The organism is Chryseolinea sp. T2 (genome assembly GCF_037203685.1).
Lineage (GTDB): Bacteria > Bacteroidota > Bacteroidia > Cytophagales > Cyclobacteriaceae > Chryseolinea.
Genome location: NZ_JBBCAU010000005.1, coordinates 497,817 through 524,588 on the forward strand (window position 1 = coordinate 497,817; position 26,772 = coordinate 524,588).

Genomic DNA, 26,772 nt, shown 5'->3' on the forward strand with positions numbered 1-26,772 from the left:
GGGTCGCCGAGGGAAGAAAATGCAGGGTCGGGAGTTTGGGGAGCTTTAGAGTTTTCGGGAGTTCGTTGATTTGAACGTTCGGTACTTTTGTCAGGGATTGTTTTGGACGGTTTGTGCTTCGTAGGCTGTTTAATTCCGAGACAGGGGAGACTGCTGCTTTGCTTTCCCACATTTTAAATTCGTTGATGTGTGTAGTCGGTCATATGCAGGGTCGCCGAGGGAAGAAAATGCAGGGTCGGGAGTTTTAGAGTTTTCGGGAGTTCGTTGATTTGAACGTTCGGTACTTTTGTCAGGGATTGTTTTGGACGGTTTGTGCTTCGTAGGCTGTTTAATTCCGAGACAGGGGAGACTGCTGCTTTGCTTTCCCACATTTTAAATTCGTTGATGTGTGTTGTCGGTCATATGCAGGGTCGCCGAGGGAAGAAAATGCAGGGTCGGGAGTTTTAGAGTTTTCGGGAGGTTCGTTGATTTGAACGTTCGGTGCTTTTGTCAGCGATTGTTTTGGACGGTTTGTGCTTCGTAGGCTCTTTAATTCCGAGACAGCGCGGAGCGCCACAGGCAGGGGAGACTGCTGCTTTGCTTTCCCACATTTTAATTTCGTTTGATGTGTGTTGTCGGTCATATGTAGGGTCGCCGAGGGAAGAAAATCCAGGGTTGCTGGTAAAGTGTCGGTTCGGCTGCTCCGGAAGTTTCGCTATGTTAGTCGGATTCCTGAATCAATCATTCAGATAGAGAACACTCAATTGGAAAGTGCATACTGAAATGCAAGCGCGGCTGAAGTATCGAGTCCATTAGACGGCAAGGTAACTGTTACGGTATCGCCAGTGATCTTGTAGCGCACGGACCTTCCTGTTGATAGCATCGTCATCTTTCCCCTCGGAATGTTTCCCTTCCACTCCACCGTAGCCGTACTCCTTTTATTTCCGACCGGCACTTTGTTTCCGTCAGTAACCTTTTCACTTTCGTCCATCAGTACAATTGCGTTTATCGTTCCGTCTTTATTTCCCGTGAACCAGGTATTGCCGGAAACATAATGCACGACAGGCCTCGTGTTATAAATACATTTGCCATTAACAGAAAGCCATTGCCCGATGGCATTCAGCCTGGAAGTCTGATCTTCAGTTAACAACCCTTCGGGAGAAGGTCCAACGCCCAGCAGCATACTGCCGCCCTTTGCAACTACTTCCACGAGCATGTGTATTACAGTAGTCGGCGATTTGAACTTATCGTTGGGTGCATAGCCCCACGTATCTCCCAGCGTGATGCAACTCTCCCACGGTGCCTGCAACTGATAATCGGGAATGCGTTGCTCAGGCGTCTGATAGTTTTCGTATGGGCCGTGGACGGTGCGGTCCACTACGAGAATTCCGGGCTGTGCCTTGCGGGCGTCGGCGGCGATCGCGTCCATGTCAACGGACTGGCTAAACGGTGGAATGGCCGCGCCCCAGCTGCGTACTTCTTCTGTCACCGTTTCGAGGGGACGAACCCATCCTCCGTCGAGCCACAGGATGTCCATCTTCCCGTATTCCGTCATCAGTTCGTGGATCTGATTGAATGTATACTGTCTGAATTGATTCCATCGCCATGGATACTTACGGATGTCGTAGTTCACGTTTCGATCGGATGTAGCATAGTACGGCCACCAGAAGTATTCAGAATGCCAGTCTGGTTTGGAGAAATAAGCACCGATCATGAAGTTTTGTTTGCGGAAGGAGTCAAACACATGCAATGCAACATTGGATTTGGGATGACTGCGGAAAGGACCACTGCTAATCTTGTAGTCCGAATACTTCGTATCAAACATATTGAAGCCATCGTGGTGCTTGGTAGTGAACACTACGTAACGCATACCCGCAGACTTTGCTGCTGATGCCCATTGATCAGGATCGAATTTTACAGGATTAAACTCTTTGCTCAGGTCCCAATACCACTTCTTGAATTCCTCGTAAGACTTTGTCGTGTCGCGCTTCACCCACGGCTCGCCACTTAATGCCCAGGACTCGATCATTCCCGGAACTGCATAAACACCCCAATGTATGATCATTCCAAATTTCTGATCACGCCACTGTTCGAGCCGCTCTTTCACCAGCGGATCTTCCGGCCAAACATATTCAGTTGATTGTGGATGCACATTTTCCTGTGACCATGCATTAACGCAGCAAGTCAGTACTATGGCCAGTGATGCCATCGACCTGGCAAATGAACGAATGATCATATCAATACAGTTTATTAACAGCTCTTAACAAGCTGTGCTGAATTACAGTTTTTGCATTAAAACCAATCTCCGCGTAATACATCTTTACCAAGTTGTTCCAACAATCTGGCATTCACTTTAAGTTTTGGTTGTGATGGCTCATCGGAATGCGGCTGCAAGTCATCTTCCTTAATACTACGATCTGCATGTTGAAATACCTCAAGAAAGGTTTTGACATTTCTACTCATTCTCGAATGGTCTGCATCGACCCGGTTAGTCACATAAAAGTAGAAGTACTTTTCTCTCAGATCATGTATTAAAACAACTTTTCTCTGTCCGTGGTAATTCTTATAAATTACCTCGACCCAATTCCTGTCATAATTTACGGCAGGTTCAACGAATCCAAAATCAGCAACGAGAAAATCAAAACTGGTGGTTATTATTGCTATTTTCTCCTTAATAAAGTCGCTTGGCTCCGACATGAAATAGACTTGTTTTTTGTTCGCTACTCGTTCTGCGAATTTCCCACAAACATACCGGGAAGTGAATGAGTTGTCTGGTGATTCATGTAAACAATCCTGCCATTGACCCACACGATCTCGATGCCTGTCGACAGCGCGGAAGGATCTTTCATCGTCGCGTTGTCCTTAACGATTGCCGGGTTGAACAGCACCATATCGGCATAGTTGAACTGCGCCAGCACACCGCGGTCGCTGATGCCCAAATGTTCAGCTGAGAGGCCTGTCATCTTGTAGATTGCTGTTTCGAGTGGAAACAGTTTCTTTTCGCGACCGTAGTAGCCGAGCACGCGTGGGAACGAGCCATAGCCGCGAGGGTGCCCTCCTGCGTAGCCATCCGAACACACATTGCTGTGCTCCCACTTCAGGAAATTAGAGATGTCTTCCTCCGACATCGACGCGCCGGCCATCGTTGCTCCGTCTGACTCACTTTCTCTGATGATGCGCATCAACGTTGCTGACTCTGATTCGTTGTTCATCGTGGCAATCTGTTTGAAGGTCTTGCCCACATAGGCGGGCTTGCCATCAAAAGCAAGAATCACAGATTGAGATGGATCGAATAGCTCGTCCGTTGCGTACCGGGCGCTGACCTCATTGGTGAAATCCTTTTTCGGAAAGAGTACCCGGGGAGTTGAAACCCAGAGACTATAGGGATACACGTCGGCGGTGATGTCGATGCCTTCTGCGCGGGCACGTTCGAGGCGGGCGATGATATCGCGTGAGTCGCCCCACTTGCTGCGCATTGCGATCTTCAGGTGCGAAATCTGAACCGGGATCTTCGCCGTCTTACCGATGTCGATAATTTCTTCAACAGCCCGCTCAATATTTATGTCCTCGCTTCGCATGTGGCTGATGTACCGGCCATGATTAGCCGCTGCAACCTTTGCCAGGTCGATTACCTCATCACGCGTCGCATAGAATCCCTCTTCGTACTCGAGGCCGGTGGACAGTCCCAGTGAGCCCTCCTTCATCTCGTCAGCGAGCAGGCGTTTCATTTTGCCTATCTCGGTGGTGTCGGCCTTGCGATATACATTGTCCATCGCCATTTCACGCAGAGAAGCATGACCTGTGTAGGTTGCTATGTTGACGCTTGCCGGTCGCCTTGAGATCCTTGCTTTAAGCGAATCGATGGGATCCGATCCGCCGTCCTGACCGATGACGATAGTTGTAATTCCCTGGCTGATGGCCGCGATCCCTTCGGGGTTCTTCGAAAGGTCGCGTTCGTGATGACTATGGCTGTCGATAAATCCCGGAGCAAGGACATATCCCTTGCCATCTACGACGGACTCTCGTTTAAAAGGATGAAGATCGCCAATATCGCCAATGCGATCGTCGACAATTCTAACGGCACCCTTATACGCCGCAAGACCGGTACCATCCATGATTTCAACATCCTTAATAAGCTGCGTGACAGGAAGTCCGTACGGTTTGCTGTCCAATAGCCTATCAAGCAATGATATGGCCCGAAAGTTCGAAGAGTTGTCGAGAATGATAAAAGTCTGCCTTGATGCGACCTTGCGTTCTATTAGAGCCCGGAAGCCTTTGTATCCACCGCTGTGCGAAAAGGATTTCTCAACCTCGTCGATGTTCCATCCGAATCCGTAAGCAGAAGTAGTGCCGTCATTCAATGTGGCTGGTTTGAACGCTTCGGCAAGAGTTGACTGGCTCACGAGCTTTGAACCATAGAGTGCCAGGTCCCATTTGAGCAGATCTTCCACCGACGAATAAACATTGCCATCGCCGACGATGCCATCGAAGGCAACGAGGTCATCCAGCACCGGCTTTCCACCTTTAAATCGGAATCCCCACACGCGGGAGGCCGGATAAGTTTTCATGGTAAGATCGTAAATGAAGCTGTTGTTCATGCCCAGCGGCTTCGCGATACGCTGTGAAAAGAACTTATCACACGTTGTGCCCGAGACCTTCTCGATTACGGATGCAAGTGTTGTATAGTTGGTATTGCAGTATTGAAAGCGTTCACCTGTCTTGAATTCAACCGCCGGCTTTCTACTTGCAAGAATGGCAAGCATTTCCTCGTTGGTGAGTGTATCCATCAGGTTCATCTGACGATCGGCAATAGTTAAATACTCGGGAAGACCGGACGTGTGATTCATCAGGTTGCGCAGGGTGATTCCCGTATACGGGAAGCCGGGCAGGTGCTTTTGAACATCATCGTCGAATGATAACTTCTTTTCTTCCTTCAGCATCATCACCATCATCGCATAGAACTGCTTGGACACAGACGCCAGGTTGAAGGATGATGTTGTGGTCAGTGGCTTGCCGGCCGGTCTGTTTATTCCGAATGCTTTTGTGTAAATGACCTTTCCTTTTTCCGCCAGTAGTACCGTTCCATTGAACAGCTGACGTTCGTGCAGATAGGTCAGCACTGAGTCGACCTCCCTGATCTTGTCTTTCCATTGGGCCTCCGCCGAGAGGGCGAAAATCATCATCGCACAGAAGAGCCATATCCTGGTGGTGCCGGTTGTGACGTGCATGGTCATTGTGTGATTGGTGAGCCCGTTGAGGGCAGGACAATATACGGAAGACGGGCGATCCTGCGCCAGAGGCGCTGATTCAAACGGGCTACATCTGTTCATTGGACCGAAATTTTGATGTTTCGTCTACCTCTGCGGATTCCCCCGCGCTGCGACTGTGGGAGATTGCTATCTTTGTTAAAATCAAAACTTTACCCAGGTATATGGTCATCCACAAAACCCTCCAGGATTTTATTGTTTTCCTGTACGTCCATATCTCTCAGGCCGACAATTCATACGACCCCAACGAGATGGCGCTCATCAAAGCAAAGATGAAAAAGCTGTACCCCGCGGCGACTGACATTGAGCAGAAACTGTATACGACTATTCGTGAGTATAACACGTACGACAGGGCTAAGCTGAACGATTTATTTAAACAGTCAATCGAGCATTTTGGAAAGGAAGGCGCCCTTGAGTCGACTGTTCACGCCGACCTCAACGATATCATCCTTGCAGATGGAAAGGTGAAGGCAGATGAGACGCGTTCACTGGATCGTCTGCGTAGCATCATTGATCAACATGCCGTGGCATGAGGCGACTTCAATGGATCGTGCTGATCTTTGGGATCGCCTGCCTTTACTGCGGATGCTCTAAGCCTCCCCATATACACGCCGGAGGAGTCATAGATGAATCGAGCGCTGTGGTCCGGGAGGTAAGGCTTATCGATACCATTTCGCCCACCTTTGTAAGGGAACTGCACCTTGAGCAAGTCAAAGGAAGTGCGTTCCAGTATATCTCAGGCAACCAGGTTAGTTACTTTGCCTACATGGCCGATATCGACAGTACGCTGTCTGCCTTGAGCAAACTTGCATTTCCGTTGCGCGACCATACGGCTGATGTCAGCTATCACGCCATCAGTATTGATGAATGGCTCGCGCTCAGGCGTACCGTAGGAATTGCGGAGCAATCCGGCGCCGATTACTTTTGGGACATCGACCCTGAGTCGTATGAGCTCTACGCCAGCACGAAAGTTGAGCAGCACCTTCTGGTGGTGAACAGGCGCAGCAGGCAGGTCATGCACAGAATAGAGTGAACAGTGTGAGGAACTGAATCCAGAGTGAGGAACAGTGTGAGAGTGAGGAATAAAAACAGAGTGAGGAACAGTGTGAGAGCGATGGTATTATCACTCTCACACTGTTCCTCACTCTGTTTTTACTGCGAGTCTGTACAGCATCAGTGCCATGGCCACAAAGAAGCCCGTGCCTACGATGAAGTAGACACCTTCGCCCAGGGCGCCCGTTATGGTGTGCTCCAGGTTCATACTTGTCATGAAATCGGGTACTCCTACTGAAAGTATGGCAACGACTACTCCGGTTATGGCACCACCTGCGATGAGTCCGGTAGCGAATAAGCTTCCGCGACTAAGATCATCGTCGGCGGTCTTTTCGTTCCTGCGTTCTGCTCTCCAATCAACATAGCCTTTCACTGCACCGCCGGCGAATATCGGTAGTGTTGTAGCGAGCGGTAAATACAGACCGATGGCAAAGGCCAGCGCCTTTATGCCGCATAGCTCCAGCGTTATAGCGATGAAGACGCCGACAATAACAAACTGCCAGTCGAGGTTGAAGGAAAGTATTCCCTTGGCAAGCGTGGCCATAAGGGTTGCCTGCGCTGCCGGATACTTATCGCTGCCTATAGCGTGCGTGATTCCCTGCTTCAGCATGTCGGGTGTAGGTGTATCCAGAATGTGGACGACGAATCCGATGGCAATAGAAGATACAATGGCCCCAATAAAAAGGGCGAGCTGCTGATAGCGTGGGGTAGCTCCGATGAGATAGCCCGTCTTCAGATCCTGTGAGGTACCCCCTGCGTTAGCAGCGGCGATGCATATCATGCCACCTACTACCAATGCCAATGGTTCATATACTTTACCTGACCAGCCAACGCTCGTGAAGATGAGGCATGTTCCCATCAGGGTGGCAATCGTCATTCCGGAGATAGGGTTATTGCTGGTACCCACGAGTCCAACGATACGGCTGGACACCGTAACGAAGAAAAATCCGAATACGACGATCAGGATACCAATAATCAGCTTCTGCAGGAAGCTATCGCCGGGAATAATGCTGCTTGGCAGAAAAGCCACAATGAGAATCAATGCTGCGCTTCCTATAAGGACGATTTTAAAGGACAGGTCTCTTTCCGTGCGCGATACACCGCCGTCGGTGCGCTCTTTCATTGACTGAAGACTCTCGCGAAATGAAGAGATGATCGTTGGAATAGTCTTGATCAGCGTGATGAAGCCGCCTGCTGCCACAGAACCCGCACCAATTTGTCGGATGTATGCGCGATATATGGCGTCTGCATAGCTGCCGAAGGAATGCGTTTGAGGATCCCACCCACCCGGACCACCGGCAGTGTTCAGGTCGGCGAGATAGCCGAGCTTAACCAACTGCTGGGCAATGGTTGCCGGGTCTACAAGACTTGTCAACAAAGGAATCAGGGCCCACCAGGCCAGTACCGAGCCCGCGACCAATACACCGGAGATGCGTGGGCCGATGATGTATCCGACGCCAAGATATTCAGGGGTGATCTCGCCGCGCGTGGCGCCGGCCGGCCAGTATTTATTCAGATGTGAAGTGGCAATTGCAGGCGTCTCGGCAATGATGTGAAATACCTTCTGGAGGATGGCGTAACAGAAGGCAATACCCATTCCGACGAAGGCCGTCTGAGCAAACATGCCGCCCTTCTCTCCTGCCTGCAATACGGACGCGCAGGCTGTGCCTTCAGGATACGGAAGGTTGGCGTGTTCTTTAACGATGAGAGACCGTCGTAAGGGAACCATCATCAATGTACCGAGCATGCCTCCAAAAGCGGCGAGTATAAGGATGGTCAGGTAATCGAAATAGGCATCGCCGATACTGACGCCGTTCTCGCCAGGCGAGAGAAAGAGAAAGCCCGGCAACGTGAAGGCTACACCTGCGGCAATGGATTCTCCCGCCGAGCCAGTGGTTTGGATGATGTTGTTTTCAAGAATGGTAGTGTTCAGAAACTTGCGCCCCAGGGTAATGGCAATCACGGCGATGGGAATGGACGCAGTGACGGTTAGGCCGGCGCGCAACGCCAGGTATACTGTCGATGCGCCGAAGAGGATTCCAAAGAGCGATCCGAAGAAGACAGACTTGATCGTAAACTCGGCCATTGAAACCTCAGGAGCCACATAGGGGCGGAATATTGGATCATTTGTTGACCCCGCCGGCTGCGGGACAGGCCCCGCCGGCTGCGGGACAGGCTTGTTAATCCCGCCTGCGGCTGGACGAGTCTGTTGATTGGAGTGCTCGCTCATAATCAATTTTCAGTTTAGAGGTGGTCAGGTGTTGATGTTCAATCACAAATTCCTTCGGCCAGTTTGTAGTGTGTCAGGTAGTCGATTCTTTCATGGCAACGGCGTTGTAAATCACCATCAGCAGGGTGCATACGAGTCCAATGCCCGTGAGGATGTACCACATCATGGATGGATTGGATTGCATGTAGGTGGCGCGGAGCCAGTCGGAAACCGGGCCCGCACCGAATGATCCCAGGGCTACCGGAAGAAACGCAAACCCCATAAAAGTGCCGACCTGTCCTTTCGGTGCCAGGCTGCTCACGTACTCATAAAAGCGCGGTGTCTGCATTGCCTCTCCTACTGCCCAGATTGCTACTCCGATGATGGCGGCTGCGAGACTTGCAAAAAGGCCAATGATCGACCAGGAAAGGGCCGACACCAATAGCCCAGCCGTGATAGCCGTGATGGGCTTCCAGTTTCTCACAAGTGCTGTCATGGGTATTGTCAGAAAAATGATACAGGCCGCATCGACGGTTTCAAGCAATTCGAAGTTTTCGAAATGCAGCACGTCGGTGCCGTACAAAGGCAGGAGATAAAACACGTGCCAGAACATCAGCCAGTATCCAGACATAATCAAGATAAGTGACATGAATTTGAGATTGCCAAATACGACAAGCATGTCGGCGAATACTTTTCCAAATGTTTTCTTTGGTGTTCCTGCGGGCACTGGTGGCTCCTTGAAGAAAATGATGGTGCCAATCAGCAACAGGAATGTAGTGAACGACGACATGATCAGGACGTATTCAATTCCCCACTCCTTCCGGACCTGCAGGGCAAGAATAGGTCCCAATGCTCCCCCAAAGTTCACGAGGGTATAATAGATAGAAAAGCCGAGGCCCTTGGTCTCCTCACGCGACGTCATCGCTACTGTGCCGACAATGCAAGGTTTGATTAACGATCCCCCTACTGCTGTCAACAACAATACGGCAATAATGTATGGCTTCTTTCCAACGGCGTTGACGATCGCTTCGCCGTAGGCCATACCTGCGAGTCCGATGAGGAAGTATCCGATGGTGAAAATGAAGAAGCAGGCGATCAGCGTTTTCTTAAACCCATATTTATCGACCAGTACACCCGCGAGCACAGGGAGCAAATAGATAACACCACTAAAGAGTCCAGCTAAGGTTCCGGCCTCTTCGACGAGTCCTACCTTATGAGCCAGGTAGACGGTGAGTACGGCTTTCATGCCGTAGAAGGCAAGGCGTTCGAAGAGCTCCAGCGTGTTGGCGATCCAGAAAGTGGGTGAAAATCCATCACGGAGTTTCTGGAATCGTTGGGCGATTACCATGTAAAAAGGGTTTAGGTCAGTTGGAGAGAAGGTCCTGCGCACGGCCCATCCAAAAGGAAAGGGCGATGTCAACAAATCGCCGTCAAAGTATGGTAAGCACTTCACATTCGCAAGAGACGCCATGCAAACGGTTGCTTACCCTGAAGTATGGAAATCTGGCCAAAAGCGCTATCTTTGAGGCTTTTAACTTAGTCTATAGATGCGGCTTGTTCTTTCGGGGGTGCTTTTTGCACTCCTCGCCACGCGAAGCGTACTCGCGCAGGTAAACCCTTTGTTTGCACCTTTCGATTGCAGAAAGCATACTGAGTCATTCGATGTTATAGCGCCTTCGCCATTTGCTGTGGAGATCAGTGATTTTGAAGACTCCGTCCGATTTATGGACGATGTCGCGGAGATCGAAGAGGTTGGCGACAACTGGAAAGAGTGGGCATATGTCGAGAACTTTGCATTTGGTAAAGACCGCGGCGCGATGACCATGATCACCGATCTTAATGCGCTGCATCCATACTTCAGGGATCAGATATCAACGCTGATACGAAACTGTAAGGCGAAGGGAATAGAGATTGCTGTTGTCGAAACATACCGGACGCACGCGAAGCAACATGAATACAAGACCATGGGTAAAGGTTATACCAACTCAGGTGCCGGTAAATCGAAACACCAGTACGGACTGGCCGTAGATGTTGTCCCGATTATCAAGGGCGTACCCGTGTGGAACAATACATCGTTGTGGCGCAAAGTAGGAATGCAGGGTGAAAGGCTCGGACTGCGCTGGGGCGGCAGGTGGAGAAGGCCATACGATCCGGGACATTTTGAATGGACAGGTGGTGTTGCAACGGGTAGCCTGCACGCAGGCATATTTCCCGAAGTACCCGATGCACTAAAACGCTATCCCTGCCTCGACGACGACCTGGAACTTTTGAAGAAAAGCTGGGCCGCCTGGGAAACTGAACAAAGCTCCTTAACCAGGAAATAATGCGCATCGCCTTTCCGGATCACTTTATATTCGGAACAAGCACTGCCGCTCCCCAGATCGAGACGGCATTTGAGCACGATTGGCAGGGCTTCAAGGCCCGCGACAACTTCGTGTTTGACCGCACAACGGACCACGAAAAGCATTTAAAGGAAGACGCCGATCTTATTGCCTCTCTGGCGCCCGGTTATCGCATGAGTTTGCAGTGGAGTAAGCTGCAACGTGAGGCCTATGGGAATTTCGACAGAGACACCGCGGAGACCTATCACACCTTCCTCAGGGACCTTCGCGAGCGGGGCATCAGCATCATGATGGTGCTTCATCACTTCACCAACCCGCTTTGGTTTTCGAGAACAGGTGGCTGGGAGAAACCAGAAAACATTGCGTTGTGGGTGGACTATGCAAAAAAGGTTGTCGACGAATTTGGCCAATACGTTACGTCGTGGAATACGTTTAACGAGCCTAATGTTTACGCCAGCTACGGATGGATTACAGGGTTCTTTCCACCGTTCAAGATCAGTCCGTTCCTCGCCGGAAAGGTTGTTAAGAACATGTCGCAGGCCCACGGCGCCGTGTATCAATACATCAAGAGCAAATATCCCGACTCGCCCGTTGGCATCTCTCATAATGCAACTCTCTTTCATGCTGAGAATATATTAGGCTGGTTTCCAGCGCGTCTCGCCGACTGGTGGTTTATGGACTATGTTCCCAATCATTTTAAAGACGTAGACTTCTTCGGCATGAGTTATTACGGAAGGATTCCACATGATCCTATGCCGATAACTTATCTGGACACGCCACGCAAGATGAAGGACCTTGGTCGCCGTCATGATGATATCTGGGAATACCACCCAGAGGGTATGCGCACGTGTCTCGACCGCTACTGGAATCTCTATAAGAAGCCTATCATCATCACGGAGAACGGTGTATGTGATGAAAGTGATTTCTTAAGAATGCAGGCCATACAGGACTACGCGGGAATAGTGCACAAAGCTATTTCAGATGGTATCGATATCCGCGGCTACTATTTCTGGAGCACGTGGGACAACTTCGAATGGCACCTTGGTCCGTCGATGCGATTCGGGCTGTATGAGTGTGACCCAAAGACGATGAGAAGAACGCCCCGCCCCAGTGCGCGGTTGTATGCTTCGCTCGCGCATACAAAGAAGATCGTGCTTCGGAATGAGAGCATTCCTGTTTAGAAATTCCCCCACAAAATCTATGATGCTGATTAACATGATGCTGCAATAGTCCAACTGCAACGTCTCGGAAAGTTAGTAGCTTTGTTCCATGAGGAAATGCATTGGTTTGTTGTTGATTTTGCTCTGGGCAAGCACCCCATTGCTGGCACAGAAGAGTATAATTTATGTAGGCACGTTTTCACAGCGGGGGAGTCAGGGCATTTACGTGTTTCAGTTTGACCGTGCGAAGGCGACATTAAAGCAGCTTCAAACTGTTCCCGGACTGGAAAGTCCTACATTCCTCACTGTCGACAAGAGCGGCCGCTTTCTTTACTCCGTTAACCGGGGACGGGCCGATGTTAACGACAAGGGGGGCTCCGTGAGTGCGTACGCCATCAATGCAAAGACAGGTCAGCTTAGCGGGCTCAATACCCGATCGTCCTATGGTGATGCGCCATGCTTTATCTCGCTGGACAGGACTGGCAAGCACGCGTTTATTTGCAACTACCTGGGAGCAAACATGCTGGTGCTGCCCGTGTTCACGGATGGGCTACTGGGCGTTCCCTCCGATTCGAAGAAGTATTTTGGCAGCGGCGTAAATGCTGATCGTCAGACGGAGCCTCACATACATTCCTCTTATCCGTCGCCTGATAATCGCTTTCTCTATGTGTGCGACCTGGGTACTGATAAAGTTTATGTGTACCGTTTTGATGGGGCAACGGGACGGCTAAGCGATGCAGAACCGGCCTTCACCAGTGTGACGCCCGGAAGCGGTCCACGCCATCTTGCCTTTCATCCAAATGGTAAGACCGCCTATCTCGTGGAAGAACTGACTTCGACCGTTTGCGTCTTTGGAGTGAATACAGAAACCGGAGCTCTTCGAGTGATGCAGGACACCGTGCGCGCTCTTCCCTCCTCTTTCACGGGCACCAATACCAGCGCCGACATACACTTTCATCCCAATGGCAAGTTTCTGTACATGTCTAATCGCGGACATAACTCTATCAGCATGTTCAGCGTAGGTCCCGATGGGATGATCAAGCTTATCGGCACGCAACCCATCGACGGCAAAACTCCGAGGAACTTCATGATAGAGCCTAAGGGCGAATTCATGTTTGTAGCCAACCAGGATTCAGATACCATTGTGCTGTTCCGGATTGATGGAAAGACGGGCAAACTTAAGCCAGTAGGAAAGCCGGTATCCGTGCCAGCGCCTTCGTGCGTCGTGCATCTCGCCCTGGCGTCAAAGTAGCAGTCCAAATCCGCGATTGGCTCCTGGCCGGGCTGTGGCCGCCGGAAGTGGGCCCCTTAGGCAGAGGCTTATCGTACAACGAATAAACATGGTACGGACTTTATCCGTCTATCTGTATAAGGTCTTTAAAGTCCGTGTATTGTCTCTGTAAGATCTGGATATAGATTTCCAAAATCGACGGAGCAAGTTGCATTATACTGTCAATCAGATATTTACGAATATTACAAAATTCCAGAATAGGCCCGTTTAAAACGGCGCCTGCGAATATTGCGTATCTCTGCCCCGTAAAAACTCCGTTGCCCATTCGGGCAGTCAAGATGCTGACCCAAAATAACTTACACCTTATTTAGAATTTTTCTACGAATTGATAACCTTGAATTGGTTTGAGTCGTACATTTGATACGGAAATTTCAGCCTTGGAAAGCCAAATCACAGAAACGCTCGTACTAACGCTTAGCCGGACTTCCGGAAGCTTCAAACTCGTTGTCGGCGATCAGTCTTTTACCCAAACTACCTGCGAATTCCTTCTGACTTTTTCCTGTGTACAGGGAAAGGACATGAATGAGTATATGACCAATCTGGCTTCTGAATACGACAATGTCCGGGTTCCCCTATCGGGTTGTGGTAAGTCGGTGACACTTGGTCTTTCGGATTTTGCAAGGCTCCGCAGTCTGTACAGCCAGCGCATGTTCGAGTTAAAGCTCGAAGATCTTCTCATGCGAAACGGCATTTGCTCTGTTGAGCAGTTCTCACGCCAGTCGGCCTAGAAGTAGACTTCTTCTAAATTACTTTGATTTCGCACCTTTTGTGCAAACGTTGCGTTGCTACAATGTATTTTTGTTTCATCAACGGCGATCAATTTGCCTTTCAAACTCATCGAACATGAAAACTACCTCTGTACTTCGACAAAAGACATCGCTTCAGGACAGCGTACTGGATATTCTGAATAAGCAAATGGCAGTGGAAGCCCACTCGTCAGCGACATATCTTTCAATGTCGGCATGGTGTTATTCACAGGGTCTCAGAGGCTGCGGCGAATTCTTTCGCAAGCAGGCCGCTGAAGAGCGTGAGCACATGATGAAGATCTTTAACTATATCGCAGACTCAGGTGCACTCGCTATCTCTCCGGAGATCTCAAAGGTTGAGCGCGGCTTCGAAGACCTTCGATCAATTCTGGTGATGGCTCTTGATCAGGAGATCATGATTACGGAAAACTTCAACAAGATGTCTGAGCATTGCCAGAAGGTTCGCGATTACCAGACTGCACGATTCCTGCAGTGGTACCTCGACGAGCAGTTCGAAGAAGAGCAGCAGGCACGTCGTTGCATCGAAATCTTCGACCTCATGAATGCCAAGGATGCATTGTTTGATATCGACAGAGAGATACACGACCTCAAGAAGAAAGATTAGTCGGAGCCCAACAAAGTATAATCTGAGGACGCGATGCCGATGCATCGCGTCTTTTTTTATGTCCACTCTTTCCCCGTGCGAATGAGTGGCTGTAGCACTCAACATCGCCGGATGCATGCTTTCGTCGACGAATAGCACATGTTACCAGTCGATTCTTGCGTTAAGGTATAGTCTTTGTTATCTTGCTTGTTATGAAATACACCCTTCTCATTTTTTCAACGCTCATTTGCGTCTTCTCCGCCAATGCACAAAGTGATATTATCGCGCTGGGAAAAATATCAGACGCCCGCACAGGCAAAGGTGTCAAAGCCACCATACGATATAGCAGCATTCCTACTGGTGGCATCAGCGGTCGCTTTAATGACAGCACTTTCCAGTTTCCAATTTTCGGTACGGCTAAGTATCAGATAACAGCAGAAGCCAAGGATTACAATCCCAGAACAGTGATCGTCGATCCGAAAGATATCGACGCGCAGCGCAGAGTTTTGCGCGACATCTCGCTGACGCCGTCGGGGCAGACAATGACGTTGACAAACCTCATCTTCCCTCAGGGAAAATCCACCATAGATCCCAAGTCATTTGGCGAGCTGGATGAAGTGGGACAGATGATGAAGGAGAACTCGAAGATGGTCATACAACTGGAGGGCCATACGGACAATCAGGGTAGTTCGAAAGCAAACATGGAATTATCTGAAGCCAGGGTTGAATCCGTTAAGAAGTACCTTGTAGGCAAGGGCATCAATAAGGACCGGATCAAGACAAAGGCTTTCGGCGGCTCACAGCCTCTGAAGAACGAAATGACGCCTGAAGCACGCAAGATGAATCGCCGTGTCGAAATGCGCATTCTAAAAGCGTAGAAGGAAGCTTATTTTCTTTTTTTTGCTACAGACAGAAGATGCCTCCGGCATCTAATGCAAAAGCACAGACAGGAGATCCTCCGGGATCAATTGCATAGGCATCGAAGTTCCTCCGGCATCAAAGTATATTAAAAATGCAAAAGCCAGGTTTCCCTGGCTTTTGATGTTTAGATATCAAACTCTATTGTATCGCCTACGCCGAACGACTTATCGTCCTTTGGTTTCGTGCCGTCTACTTTTTCTTCTTTACTTTTTTCCGGACTTCCGAAGAGGCTTTGCTGGTTTTCGGCTTGCTGACTTGCCGGGTGCTTTTGGTGCTTTGCCTGCTGACTTTCCGGTTGTCTTGCTTGCTGGTTTTCCTGCTGTCTTGGCTGCTGGCTTTCCGGTTGTCTTGTTTGCTGGCTTGCTTGCTGACTTTCCGGCCTTGGTTGCTGACTGCTTTCGGGCTGGCTTTGGGGTTGACTTTTTGGCTGCCCCCTGAGGAGCCTTTGCTGATCCTCGCTGAGGTGGCTTGGCTTGCTTTGGAAGAGCTCCGTTGGTTCGCTGCTGTGCTGCTCCGGCTGCTCTTTTTTTTTTGCCTGATCCCCTTCGGAACCGGCACCGCCATCTTCATCTTCACCAGCGTCGTCGCCGGCGCTGGCCTCTTCCTGGTCTGAGACCAGTGTTACTTTCGTAACCCGATCAAGCGACAGGCGATTGCCGACTGCCTTCCATCCCTTCACATCGATGAGCTCATCGAGATTCATGACGTCAGTCTTCTTATCCTTGTTCTTACCTGAGATGAAGTCCACTTCAATCTCGGCTGACTCGGCGGTAGTGGCCAGTATTAATCTTGAGCCAATCGCTTCGGATATGAAATTGAATTCCTTATCGAGTGTCGTCGTTTCGATCATGAAGCGCTTCACCATGTAAAGCTTCGACTCGCCATCGACATAAATCGCCGATACCGGACGTGCAGGATTAAACTTCTGTACCAGCAACGTCTTCTCCGGATCGAAACGGTTCGAGAGGTCGTAGTTCGTGATCTTGTAATTACCGTTGCGGGTAAAAGTAATCAGCTTGTCGTCGGCGTCGAACTTGCCAAGGTACTTGCCCCGCTCCTCGCGGTTAAGTCTGCCTGCGGCATCGTCGTACCAGAGGCTCAGCTTGCTCAGGGTTGAGGCACCAGCCTGCAGCAGCTTAACCTTTCGGATCGGATACTTTGTAATAGTATTACCCCGCGCGGCGCGGCCCTTCACCTCCAGTTCAGCGAAGTCGTACTCAAATACCTTCTTCCGTGCCGTGCTGGACTGAGACAACGTTACCTCTACTGTCTCAGCTTCTCCATTAGGATTGCCCGAAACATAATGGATACGTGAGTTCTTATCATCGGTCGCGATCGGATATTCCTTATCGCGCGTCATGCCGGGCATGTTGAACCGCTTCGAGAAACCCTTTCCCGACTTGCCATCGGTGTAGACCACGTTATAAACCATGCGGTCATCATTCTTCTTCCATATGCCGACATACAGGATGTCTTTGCCCATGAAGACTTTGTCCGCGATGCGCGAAACCTTCGCTTTGCCATCCTTTCTCACGACGATAACATCATCGAGATCGGAGCAATCTGTTACAAACTCGTTATTCTCGTCGCGCTTCAATCCGTATCCGATGAAGCCATCAACGCGGTTAACGTAGAGCTTTTGGTTATTAGCGATAACATCTGTTGCTGCCACTGACTGAAATCCTTTGATCTCCGTACGGCGCTCGCGACCCTTTCCATACTTCTCGAGAAGGTTCTGGAAATAAGCTATGGCGTAGTCAGTAAGATGTTTGAGGTGATGTTCTGTCTCCTTCAACTCCTTCTCCTGATCACGCATCAATTCATCGGCCTTGAAAGAGTCGTATTTAGAAATGCGCTTGATGCGGATCTCTGTAAGGCGGACGATGTCATCGCGGGTGATCTCGCGATAGAATTTCTTCTTATATGGCTTCAGTCCCTTGTCGATCGTCTCGATGACTTCCTCCCAGCTTTCGGCTTCTTCGATATCGCGATAGATACGCTTCTCGATGAATATCTTTTCAAGGGAGGAGAACAGGATCTTTTCCAGCAACTCGGATTTCTTGATTTCGAGCTCCTGGCGGAGCAGTTCCATTGTTTGCCCCGTGTTGACCTTGAGGATCTGGTTCACCGGCATGAACTGTGGTTTGTCATCGACAATCACGCAGGCGTTGGGCGAGATGCTGATCTCGCAATCGGTGAATGCGTAGAGCGCGTCCATGGCTATCTCCGGCGACTGACCTGGCTGCAAATGGATCTGGATCTCAATATCCTGCGCAGTCTTATCGATAACCTGCTTTACCTTGATCTGACCCTTCTCGCTGGCCTTCACGATGGATTCCATCAGCGACGTCGTTGTCGTGCTGAATGGAATCTCCCGGATAATCAGGGTCTTCTTGTCGACGATCTCAATCCGAGCACGAACCTTGATCTTGCCACCGCGCAAACCCTGATTGTAGTCCGTGAAGTCGGCAATACCACCTGTGAGGAAGTCGGGGAATATCTTCGGGTTCTTGCCTTTCAGAACATCGATAGATGCTTTGATCAGTTCAGAGAAGTTGTGGGGCAATATTTTGGTTGACAACCCTACGGCTATGCCTTCTACACCCTGAGAAAGAAGTAACGGAAACTTTACGGGCAGCGTAACCGGTTCGCGTTTGCGTCCATCGTATGACAGCTGCCATTCAGTAGTCTGGGCGTTGTAAGCAATGTCGAGAGCGAACTTCGACAGGCGCACTTCAATATAACGGGGCGCCGCGGCACCATCGCCGGTGCGAACATCACCCCAGTTTCCCTGCTTGTCAAAAAGAAGATCCTTCTGACCTATGTTAACGATGGCCTCTCCTATGGATGCGTCGCCGTGCGGGTGATACTGCATCGTATTACCGATCACGTTGGCAACCTTGTTCAGCCGGCCGTCGTCCATTTCCTTGAGCGCGTGCATAATACGACGCTGCACCGGCTTGAAGCCGTCTTCAATCCGCGGCACCGCTCTTTCCAGGATAACGTATGAGGCATAATCCAGAAACCAGTTCTGATAAAGGCCATCGATAGCTATAGAATGAATGACATCCTCAGACTTACCATTACCATTGGTGGGCTGTGTCAATTCGTTTTCCTCGCTTTCGTCGTCAGACTTTTTCTTCTTACTCATGGTTGGCTCAAAAAATCAATATTGGTTATACGACACTTTTGCAGACCTATCGTTGGCAACAGTTATCGTTTTTAAAATCCTTCTATAAAGAACCGGTTTATTCGATTGACCGGCTCTAAATGTTTACGATTAACAGACTTACTTATGTGATCAACCGGCTTCCACTTCAGTTTCTGCCTCCGCTTCGATCGCCGCTTTCTTTTCAACTTTATCCATCTCAATACGGAGGTTGCCGATGATAAACTCCTGGCGATCCATGGTGTTCTTGCCCATGTAAAACTCAAGTATCTTTGCCAGGTGGCCATCGCCGAGCAATACAGGCTGAAGTCTGATATCGTCGCCAATGAAATTACCGAACTCGTCGGGCGAGATCTCTCCTAGTCCTTTGAATCGTGTGATCTCCGCCTTCGCTCCTATCTTGTTGATGGCCGCGACTCGCTCTTCGTCGGTATAACAATAAATCGTCTCCTTCTTGTTTCGTACACGGAACAGCGGCGTCTCCAGGATGAAAACGTGTCCAGCCTTCACCAACTCGGGGAAGAACTGAAGAAAGAATGTCATGAGCAACAACCGGATGTGCATTCCATCAACGTCGGCATCGGTGGCAATGATCACCTTATTATAACGGAGTGATTCGATGCCATCTTCAATATTGAGAGCGTGCTGCAACAGGTTGAATTCTTCATTCTCGTAAACCACTTTCTTTGTTAGTCCAAAGCTGTTCAGTGGTTTACCCCGCAAGCTGAATACGGCCTGAGTGTCTACATCGCGAGACTTTGTGATGGATCCGCTGGCAGAGTCACCCTCAGTAATGAAGATCATTGAGTCCACACCCTTCTCGTTCTTCTCATCGAAGTGGTAGGTGCAATCGCGAAGTTTCTTGTTGTGCAGGTTGGCTTTCTTCGCGCGCTCGTTGGCCAGTTTTTTAATGCCCGCGATTTCTTTACGCTCGCGTTCGGACTGAAGTATCCGCTTTAACAGCGCTTCTCTGGTTGCCTCATTCTTATGCAGATAGATCTCCAGCTCGCGTGCTACAAAGTCGCCAACATAGTTTCGTACAGAAGCGCCCTCGGGAGCCATGTTGGTAGAACCAAGCTTCGTTTTTGTCTGGGATTCGAAGACCGGTTCCTGTACCCGTACTGCAATCGACCCGATCACGCTGGCACGGATATCGGCAGCATCGAAATCCTTTTTGAAGAAGTCGCGCACACCCTTCACAAGACCTTCCCGGAATGCAGCAAGGTGCGTTCCACCCTGTGTTGTGTTCTGGCCATTGACGAATGAATAGTATTCCTCGCCGTACTGGTTGCCGTGAGTTATTGCTACCTCGATATCCTCACCTTTGAAGTGAATGATCGGATAGCGCATCTCCTCATTATTGGTCTTCTGTCTAAGCAGATCGAGCAGACCATCCTTAGAGAAATATTTCTGGCCGTTGTAATTGATGGTAAGGCCCGCATTGAGGAATGCGTAGTTCCACATCAGGTCCTCCAGATATTCAGGAATGAAGTGATAGTGCTTGAACATTGTGTTGTCTGGCTCGAACTCCACGAACGTTCCGTTCTTTTCTTCGGTCTTTGAAAGTCTGCCGTCGGTGATCAACTCTCCTTTCTTGAATTCGGCAGTCTTAGTCTGACCATCGCGAAAGGCCTGCACCTTGAAGTAGTTGGATAAGGCGTTTACTGCCTTGGTACCCACGCCGTTAAGACCTACTGACTTTTGAAATGCTCCGCTGTCGTATTTAGCACCGGTATTGATCTTCGATACAACGTCCACGACCTTACCGAGGGGAATTCCGCGGCCGTAGTCGCGCACGGTTACACGCTGCTCAGTGATCTTGACGTCGATGGTTTTACCGTACCCCATCATGTGTTCGTCGATCGAGTTATCCACGACTTCCTTTACAAGGACATAAATACCGTCGTCTTTGGAGGACCCGTCGCCGAGTTTTCCGATGTACATACCCGGTCTGAGTCTTATGTGTTCGCGCCAGTCAAGTGACCTGATGCTCGATTCATTGTACTCAAACATGTTGGGAGACTTCTCGTTTTTTGCCATAAGGTTTCAGAAATAAAGATGAAACAGTGACCGGGACGTTAAAAAACTGCGATCGTTAGTCCTTCGAAAAAATCCAATCTGAAGGTGTGCTGGTCCATCTAATTTGGGTCAATAAAGTGAATTTTGAAAAGAGTTCAATCAAAAGCGACCTGCGGCGAACTACAAAGATTCATGAAGTAATTAACCGTAAAGTACTGTCTGTTAACAGATAGCACATCCAATTGTAAACAGTCAATTCAGCTCGCGAATCTTTTATAAACCAGGTAAATTGGCCATGAGATTGTCCAGGCAATGAAGAGGCCGACGCTGAAGTATACAATGTACCGGATCTGATTATAGTCAAACTTTTCGCCGCTGTTAAACAAGCCGACGAAGTTCATGGAAACGATGAAGAAGAAATTGAGGGCGATCACGAGGCCGTAAAACCAGGTTCTGAACTCGGGCTTCGTTACAAACACTTTGGCGATCGGAAAGACCATGACATTGACCAGCGCGATTAAAGCCGTCATCGTATAGAAATAAGTGTCGCGGCCGACGCGAAATACTGAGGCCCCTTCCTCCTGCACCACCACGGTCTCAGGGAGTCCGGCATAGTTGAACAATAGGATTGCCAACGTTACCAGCATCGAAAGAAACCAAACCGCCTTAAATAACTTTAGGACCATGTTTGTAGATTTGGCTGCAAATTAAAGGATAAAAAAACTTGAACTTCAACCGGTCGACGAGCATTAGGTACAAATTTGCCATTTCCATTATAACCATTTTACTGTCAGCCGGTTGCCAGCCCAAAATTCCGGAATTCACGAATGTTGACATGGTTCAATGGAAAGCCGACCATATGGCCTGCGACGGAGCCCGGATGACGTCGAAGGATGTTTTCACGAGTCAGAAGGATAAGCTTCTCGCTCTCAGTGAGTCAGACATTGTCAGCACTCTTGGAATTCCGGATGAGCAGGAGCTTTCCAAGCGCAATCAAAAGTTTTACTATTATTATCTTGAACCTCATGGCGAATGCGCAACCGACTCTGTGGCCAAGCCCGTGCGGCTGGCAATCCGTTTTAATGCTGTTAGCCTGGCCAAGGAAGTTCGAATTGAAAAGAATTACTAACTGTAAACCAGCGTTATGAAGCACGTTTCTGTGATTGGTTCTGGAACTATGGGCAACGGAATCGCCCACGTATTCGCTCTCTACGGATATTCGGTTAAACTGATTGACATTCACGAGTCTGCTCTTCAGAAAGGTGTGGCCAACATCGATAAGAACCTGTCGCGGCAGGTCGACAAAGGCACGATCGATGCGGCACGGAAGGCCTCCGCCCTGGCCAATATTTCTCTCACTACATCCATCAGTGAGGGCTGCAGGAATGCCGACCTTGTTGTTGAAGCTGCAAGTGAGCAGATCGATATTAAGCTCAACATATTCAAGGAGATTGATGGTTGTGTTCCCCCTCATGCAATCCTGGCATCCAACACTTCATCCATTTCAATAACGCGCATAGCATCCGTGACGAAACGCGCTGACAAAGTGATCGGTATGCACTTTATGAACCCTGTTCCTTTAATGAAACTTGTTGAGGTGATCAGGGGATATAAAACGAGCGACGAGGTGACATCAACCGTGATCGAACTGTCCAGGAGACTGGATAAGACCCCCGTTGAAGTGAACGATTATCCAGGCTTCATTTCAAACCGCATTCTGATGCCGATGATCAACGAGGCCATCTGTTCGTTGCATGAAGGCGTAGCCGGTGTGGCCGAAATTGACGAGGTCATGAAACTGGGTATGGCGCATCCTATGGGACCGCTTGAACTGGCCGACTTCATAGGACTGGACGTGTGCCTGTCTATCCTGCGCGTGCTTCACGATGGCTTCGGCAACCCCAAGTATGCCCCCTGCCCTTTGCTCGTCAACATGGTAACGGCCGGACACAACGGAATAAAAAGTGGGGTAGGGTTTTATAGGTATACGCCAGGATCAAAAGAGAAGAAAGGGGTAGGAATTAAGAATTAAGAATTAAGAGTTAAGAATTAGCCGCCAGCCTTCGGCTGATTGCCGGCCACGACCGCAGGACGTGCCTGCTAATTCTTAACTCTTAATTCTTAATTCTTAATTGATGTTCAGGCTTACGCCTGCCATGTATAAGCCAGCCGATCTGTCGGCGGCGTAGAATTCACGGGAGCGGTTGTTGAGAACGTTGCGTGCGTTTACAAACAGGTTAACGTTGCGTGTAAGGCTCCAGTTGGCTTTCAGGTTGACCAGAAACTTTCCGCTTATGTCGCCCTGAGGGTTAGTGCCTCCGTTGTCGTCGCGGTCGTATTGAGTATGAGCGGCGTAATAGTACCCGTTCATGTTGACATTCAGTTTGCTAAGCAGCTTTGCGTTCAGATAATATCCACCATAGAACGACGGCGTGTTCTTGTGATCGCTGTCGCTGTAGGTAACCGTTGGATCAAGAGAAGGCGAAATGTAAGACGAAGGCATGTCCTTCGACTCGGTCTTCTGTACAGTGATAAATGGCTTGAACTGGATCTTGTCGTTCGGCACGATGTTAAGACCCAGAGTAGCACCATTCTGAATTCCCTTTAACGGGATGTTTGCAAACTCCTCGCGGATAGGAACCAACACACCCACATTCACTACGTTTGTTAACTGCAGTGCGTAGAAGTTGTCGGCCACCTGGTGGAAAACATCCAGATCAAGCTGCATCGTTTTGGTAAGTTTTACGCGATAGCCGAGTTCAACCATCTGAACCGTGAAGAGGTCCATGTTCTCGTTTCCGGCGCGCACGTAGTTAACGCCTAACGGAGTGGGTACCTGCAGGTTGATAAAGTTTGTCGCAATGAATGAACCGCTGTTCGAGCGTGTGAACGCAGCGCGAATGATATTGTTTTCATTCAGCTTGTACGTCGCGGCCAGCTCATAGGCGAAGTAAAGATCATCCGGTACGGAGAACTTATCGGCGCGGATTCCTCCGATGACGCGCAGGCTCTTCGTTATGTGAGCATCGGCACGAACGTATCCGGCAGTTGTTGTGATATCACGGTCCCTGCCTCCGAGGAACGTAGGTCCATCCGCAGCATATTCAGAGTCATCGAAACGCACGTTCTGATAGCTCAATCCGGGAGTTACAGTGAAGTGTTTGCCGATGGCGAACTCGTACTCAGCGGTAGCGTCGGCCACAGAATAGTCGTATTGATTCGGTGGCGAGCTGATGTTGAGATTATCGTTACCATTCACGTAGCTTGTCCTGATTGACAGACCATGAATCTTAGCAGCAAGGTTCGCGTAGTAGTTGCTCGATTCGTTCGTTGTGAAGTAGGTAGCACCTGACAGGAAGATCTTTTGAGTCTGCGCGCTTTGAGTACCGACCGAGAGATCAAGTGATACTTTATCTGACGGTTTTACATTCAGGAAGCCGTTCACGCCCCACCTGCTAATTGAGCGGTCGGGATGAGGGAAGCGAGCATCGGAGTTGTCGACAAATGATTCGATCGGCGCAAACTGACCTGTAGCAATGTTGTAGTAGTCTTTATCAAAGCGATTGCGCTCCTGGAAGTTACCCGAAACAGCAAAAGACAGTTTATCGCTTACCTTCGATCCAACCGTTGCGTTTGCGATCATAGTTTGCGCAGTGCCATACTGAGCGTTTGCCGTTACATAAGTCTTTTCTGTCGGGCGTTTTGTAATGATGTTGATCACACCCGTTACGGCGTTTGGACCGAACAGCGGAGCTGACGGGCCTCGCACAATTTCGATGCGCTCCACGTCATTCAGATCTATCGGAAGAGTTTCCCAGAAAGTGCCTCCAAGGTTATGATTGAAAACGGGCCGGTTATCGATCATGACGAGGGTCGCAAGGTTTGACTTTGCGTATGTTTCACTGGTCCTCAGCATGTTATCGAATCCGCGGATATGGATATCATAAACTCCATTGGCCTCCTCGCGGACGATCACACCCGGGGCCAGGCGAAGTGCCTCCATGATGCTGGTAGCGCCCGACTTTTGGATTTCTGCATTGGTAATTGTGTAGCTGGAAAGCGGGGCATCGAATACAGTCTCATCTTTACGGCTAGCTGAATTGATGGGAATATCCAACAGCTCTTCAAGTGAGAGGGCGAACAGGTCAACTTCTTCTTTTTCACTGGTTTCCTGTCCAAAGCTTACCGTGGTCACAAGGACACATGCAAGCAGGGATAGCCTGATAGATAACTTCATAAAAAATGGGGGTTTGTTCTAAAAATGAATTGTCCTCTCAACGGCAAATCATGCCGGCTCCGGGGAGGGACAGGCGCTTTTGGGCTAAGCGCGGGTCTTTGTTAATAATCAAAACAAATTTGCTACAGACACTGAAAACAGGCGTTGCCGATTTGGTCTAAACATTACACCTGCCAGACTTGGGGAGCTTTTACCACAGTACAATCGGTTACAAAAGGCACAAGCGTTTATAACCGCCAGGACGGCAGCTCATTAATGATCACGATACTACGCTTGAAAAGGTCTGGCAGATTCTCCTGCCCTGATCAGGCTTTGCTCTTCAGCAAATCACGAATCTCTGTAAGCAACACAACATCCGCCGGAGGAGCTGCGGGCGGTGCCGCCGCCTCTTTCTTTTGCATGGAGTTGATGCCCTTAATAATCAGAAAGAGCACGAAGGCGATAATCAGGAAGTTAATGACGGCAGCCAGAAAGTTGCCATACTTTACAGTGCCCATTATGGTTAGTTCCTCCAGCCTGCTGAGGTGAGCAAAGTCAAGAGCAGGCTTCAGGATAAGTGGAGTAATTACATCTTCAACTAGTGACCCAACGATCTTCCCAAAGGCGGCGCCTATGATCACACCGACAGCGAGGTCGATAACATTGCCCCGCATGGCGAAGGCTTTGAATTCCTTTAACATATAGTTGAGGTTTGGTTTTTTTAGAAAAGTAACGAGTAGCGCAATAGCATGCAACCGGGGGCTATGCTATGATAACGGATAGAGGGCTCAAGTGGAGGTGTAAGGCCGAATCAGTAAAGTTCTAAAAGTGTTGGGGTTGCATCGTTGTAGAGGTCGATGTGGAGGGGCATGTCGATGTGGAGGGGTAGCAATGCGTTAACCGTAAAATGTAAAACTCTGAATTTAAAATAATGTAAAATGTAAAAGTTAAACGCGGGATAACACCAAAGCTGATGTTAGTTAACAATGTTCAAAGGGTTGCGCAGGTTGGAATAGTCCGTGAGCTCAACGCCGGCGCTGCCGATGAACATGTTCGCATTGATTTTCACTGGTATACGGTTCTTATCATCTGAGAACCAGGCAGTGACAGAGTTTTCTCCATCGAACACCTTGTTCTTTGGCATTACGGGTTTGAACACAATTGTGCGAACCTTTCCTGCCTTCACCTTGATCGTTTCCTTCCCTGCATAGACAATCCTGAAGTTGTAGAACTCGTCTTCGAAAAAGCCTTTCACCGAGATCGTATCGCCGATCTTGATACGGGAAAGGTCCATGTTCCGCAGATAGAGGAAGCCGGCCACCATGTCCCGTACTTGTGCAGGCGCATCGAAGTAGTTGGGTTCCTTGAGTTTACCGGTCTTTTTATCCAGCGTCTTTACCTCGATCTTGCGATTGACGTGGTCAAAATTCGTCCATTCGTCTTTACGATACTTACCTTCCCGAATGAACCGATAGAACTGATGAGGTACGAGGGCGGCGGTATCAATATAGGCCCCCCAGCGGTCGTCAACATCGGCGACCCAGTCTACCATGCCGACGGTGCGACCATAGACGTCGATCTTAAAGCAATCGCGATTGTTGATCTTGTGATAGCGGGAATCAATGTTAACGCTTCCCTTTCCGACATTGAAGATGCCATAGGTCATCTTGAAATGGATGGTTTCCCCGCGTCGAAAGCTTTCGTTCTTGACCGGCGGATATGTCCGGTCCTCCTTCACGAAGGCACTGAGCACGAAAAGCACGAATACGCTGAGGAAAGCTTTATTCATCATCCAA

At 49.4% G+C, this 26,772-nt stretch carries 21 protein-coding genes; 10 read left to right on the forward strand and 11 right to left on the reverse strand.

The features are described from left to right. Positions 1-739: 739 nt before the first annotated feature. From WBG78_RS18840 to WBG78_RS18850, 3 genes are read right to left on the reverse strand one after another with little or no spacing between them, the layout of a single operon-like run. The gene (locus WBG78_RS18840) at positions 740-2,215 is read right to left on the reverse strand and encodes an alpha-L-fucosidase (protein WP_337328018.1); all 1,476 of its coding nucleotides are present in this window, start codon (positions 2,213-2,215) and stop codon (positions 740-742) included. A gap of 56 nt (positions 2,216-2,271) precedes the next feature. Next, a complete protein-coding gene (locus WBG78_RS18845) occupies positions 2,272-2,676 on the reverse strand; it encodes a hypothetical protein (protein ID WP_337328019.1) in 405 nt (134 codons plus the stop codon). Between the two features lie 23 nt (positions 2,677-2,699). Continuing rightward, a complete protein-coding gene (locus WBG78_RS18850; RefSeq protein ID WP_337328020.1) occupies positions 2,700-5,309 on the reverse strand; it encodes a serine hydrolase in 2,610 nt (869 codons plus the stop codon). Between the two features lie 101 nt (positions 5,310-5,410). Here WBG78_RS18850 and WBG78_RS18855 point away from each other — a divergent pair, with 101 nt between their 5' ends. Together WBG78_RS18855 and WBG78_RS18860 are read left to right on the forward strand one after the other, a co-directional pair. Further along, positions 5,411-5,779, forward strand: coding sequence for a tellurite resistance TerB family protein (locus WBG78_RS18855; protein WP_337328021.1), 369 nt, complete (start codon positions 5,411-5,413; stop codon positions 5,777-5,779). Beyond that, the gene (locus WBG78_RS18860) at positions 5,776-6,279 is read left to right on the forward strand and encodes a hypothetical protein (RefSeq protein WP_337328022.1); all 504 of its coding nucleotides are present in this window, start codon (positions 5,776-5,778) and stop codon (positions 6,277-6,279) included. Before WBG78_RS18855 ends, WBG78_RS18860 begins: the two co-directional genes overlap by 4 nt. Positions 6,280-6,387: 108 nt before the next feature. Here WBG78_RS18860 and WBG78_RS18865 read toward each other — a convergent pair whose 3' ends face one another. Next, on the reverse strand, positions 6,388-8,385 hold the full coding sequence (locus WBG78_RS18865; RefSeq protein ID WP_337328052.1) for an OPT family oligopeptide transporter: 1,998 nt from the start codon (positions 8,383-8,385) through the stop codon (positions 6,388-6,390). A 217-nt stretch (positions 8,386-8,602) separates the two neighbouring features. After that, on the reverse strand, positions 8,603-9,856 hold the full coding sequence (locus WBG78_RS18870) for an MFS transporter (RefSeq protein ID WP_337328023.1): 1,254 nt from the start codon (positions 9,854-9,856) through the stop codon (positions 8,603-8,605). Positions 9,857-10,055: 199 nt separating this feature from the next. Here WBG78_RS18870 and WBG78_RS18875 point away from each other — a divergent pair, with 199 nt between their 5' ends. The 6 genes from WBG78_RS18875 to WBG78_RS18900 all read left to right on the forward strand — a co-directional run bounded on the left by WBG78_RS18875 (position 10,056) and on the right by WBG78_RS18900 (position 15,529). Further along, entirely contained in the window at positions 10,056-10,832 is a 777-nt protein-coding gene (locus WBG78_RS18875; RefSeq protein ID WP_337328024.1) for a M15 family metallopeptidase, read from the forward strand. Beyond that, on the forward strand, positions 10,832-12,031 hold the full coding sequence (locus tag WBG78_RS18880) for a glycoside hydrolase family 1 protein (protein WP_337328025.1): 1,200 nt from the start codon (positions 10,832-10,834) through the stop codon (positions 12,029-12,031). The genes WBG78_RS18875 and WBG78_RS18880 overlap by 1 nt, the downstream gene beginning before the upstream one ends. An 88-nt stretch (positions 12,032-12,119) precedes the next feature. After that, positions 12,120-13,262 (forward strand): lactonase family protein, encoded by a 1,143-nt coding sequence (locus WBG78_RS18885; RefSeq protein WP_337328026.1) that lies wholly within the window; start codon positions 12,120-12,122, stop codon positions 13,260-13,262. Positions 13,263-13,678: 416 nt separating this feature from the next. Continuing rightward, positions 13,679-14,029 (forward strand): hypothetical protein, encoded by a 351-nt coding sequence (locus tag WBG78_RS18890; protein ID WP_337328027.1) that lies wholly within the window; start codon positions 13,679-13,681, stop codon positions 14,027-14,029. A gap of 115 nt (positions 14,030-14,144) precedes the next feature. Then, entirely contained in the window at positions 14,145-14,672 is a 528-nt protein-coding gene (locus WBG78_RS18895; protein ID WP_337328028.1) for a ferritin, read from the forward strand. A 191-nt stretch (positions 14,673-14,863) separates the two neighbouring features. Further along, positions 14,864-15,529, forward strand: coding sequence for an OmpA family protein (locus tag WBG78_RS18900; RefSeq protein ID WP_337328029.1), 666 nt, complete (start codon positions 14,864-14,866; stop codon positions 15,527-15,529). Between the two features lie 167 nt (positions 15,530-15,696). Here the strand turns inward: WBG78_RS18900 and WBG78_RS18905 are convergent, their stop codons facing one another. The 3 genes from WBG78_RS18905 to WBG78_RS18915 form a co-directional block, all read right to left on the reverse strand. Further along, the gene (locus WBG78_RS18905) at positions 15,697-18,723 is read right to left on the reverse strand and encodes a DNA gyrase/topoisomerase IV subunit A (protein WP_337328030.1); all 3,027 of its coding nucleotides are present in this window, start codon (positions 18,721-18,723) and stop codon (positions 15,697-15,699) included. Positions 18,724-18,873: 150 nt separating this feature from the next. Further along, on the reverse strand, positions 18,874-20,781 hold the full coding sequence (locus WBG78_RS18910) for a DNA topoisomerase IV subunit B (RefSeq protein WP_337328031.1): 1,908 nt from the start codon (positions 20,779-20,781) through the stop codon (positions 18,874-18,876). A 236-nt stretch (positions 20,782-21,017) separates the two neighbouring features. Next, positions 21,018-21,446, reverse strand: coding sequence for a hypothetical protein (locus WBG78_RS18915; RefSeq protein WP_337328032.1), 429 nt, complete (start codon positions 21,444-21,446; stop codon positions 21,018-21,020). A 149-nt stretch (positions 21,447-21,595) separates the two neighbouring features. Here WBG78_RS18915 and WBG78_RS18920 point away from each other — a divergent pair, with 149 nt between their 5' ends. Next, positions 21,596-21,889: a hypothetical protein gene (locus WBG78_RS18920; RefSeq protein ID WP_337328033.1), complete on the forward strand. Its 294-nt coding sequence runs from the start codon at positions 21,596-21,598 to the stop codon at positions 21,887-21,889. 15 nt (positions 21,890-21,904) lie between these two features. Next, the gene (locus WBG78_RS18925; protein ID WP_337328034.1) at positions 21,905-22,792 is read left to right on the forward strand and encodes a 3-hydroxybutyryl-CoA dehydrogenase; all 888 of its coding nucleotides are present in this window, start codon (positions 21,905-21,907) and stop codon (positions 22,790-22,792) included. Between the two features lie 96 nt (positions 22,793-22,888). Here WBG78_RS18925 and WBG78_RS18930 read toward each other — a convergent pair whose 3' ends face one another. From WBG78_RS18930 to WBG78_RS18940, 3 genes are all read right to left on the reverse strand, one after another. Next, the gene (locus tag WBG78_RS18930) at positions 22,889-24,997 is read right to left on the reverse strand and encodes a TonB-dependent receptor plug domain-containing protein (RefSeq protein ID WP_337328035.1); all 2,109 of its coding nucleotides are present in this window, start codon (positions 24,995-24,997) and stop codon (positions 22,889-22,891) included. A 305-nt stretch (positions 24,998-25,302) separates the two neighbouring features. Further along, positions 25,303-25,677 (reverse strand): large conductance mechanosensitive channel protein MscL, encoded by a 375-nt coding sequence (mscL, locus tag WBG78_RS18935; RefSeq protein WP_337328036.1) that lies wholly within the window; start codon positions 25,675-25,677, stop codon positions 25,303-25,305. Positions 25,678-25,952: 275 nt separating this feature from the next. Further along, on the reverse strand, positions 25,953-26,768 hold the full coding sequence (locus WBG78_RS18940) for a DUF3108 domain-containing protein (RefSeq protein ID WP_337328037.1): 816 nt from the start codon (positions 26,766-26,768) through the stop codon (positions 25,953-25,955). Between the last annotated feature and the right edge of the window lie 4 nt (positions 26,769-26,772).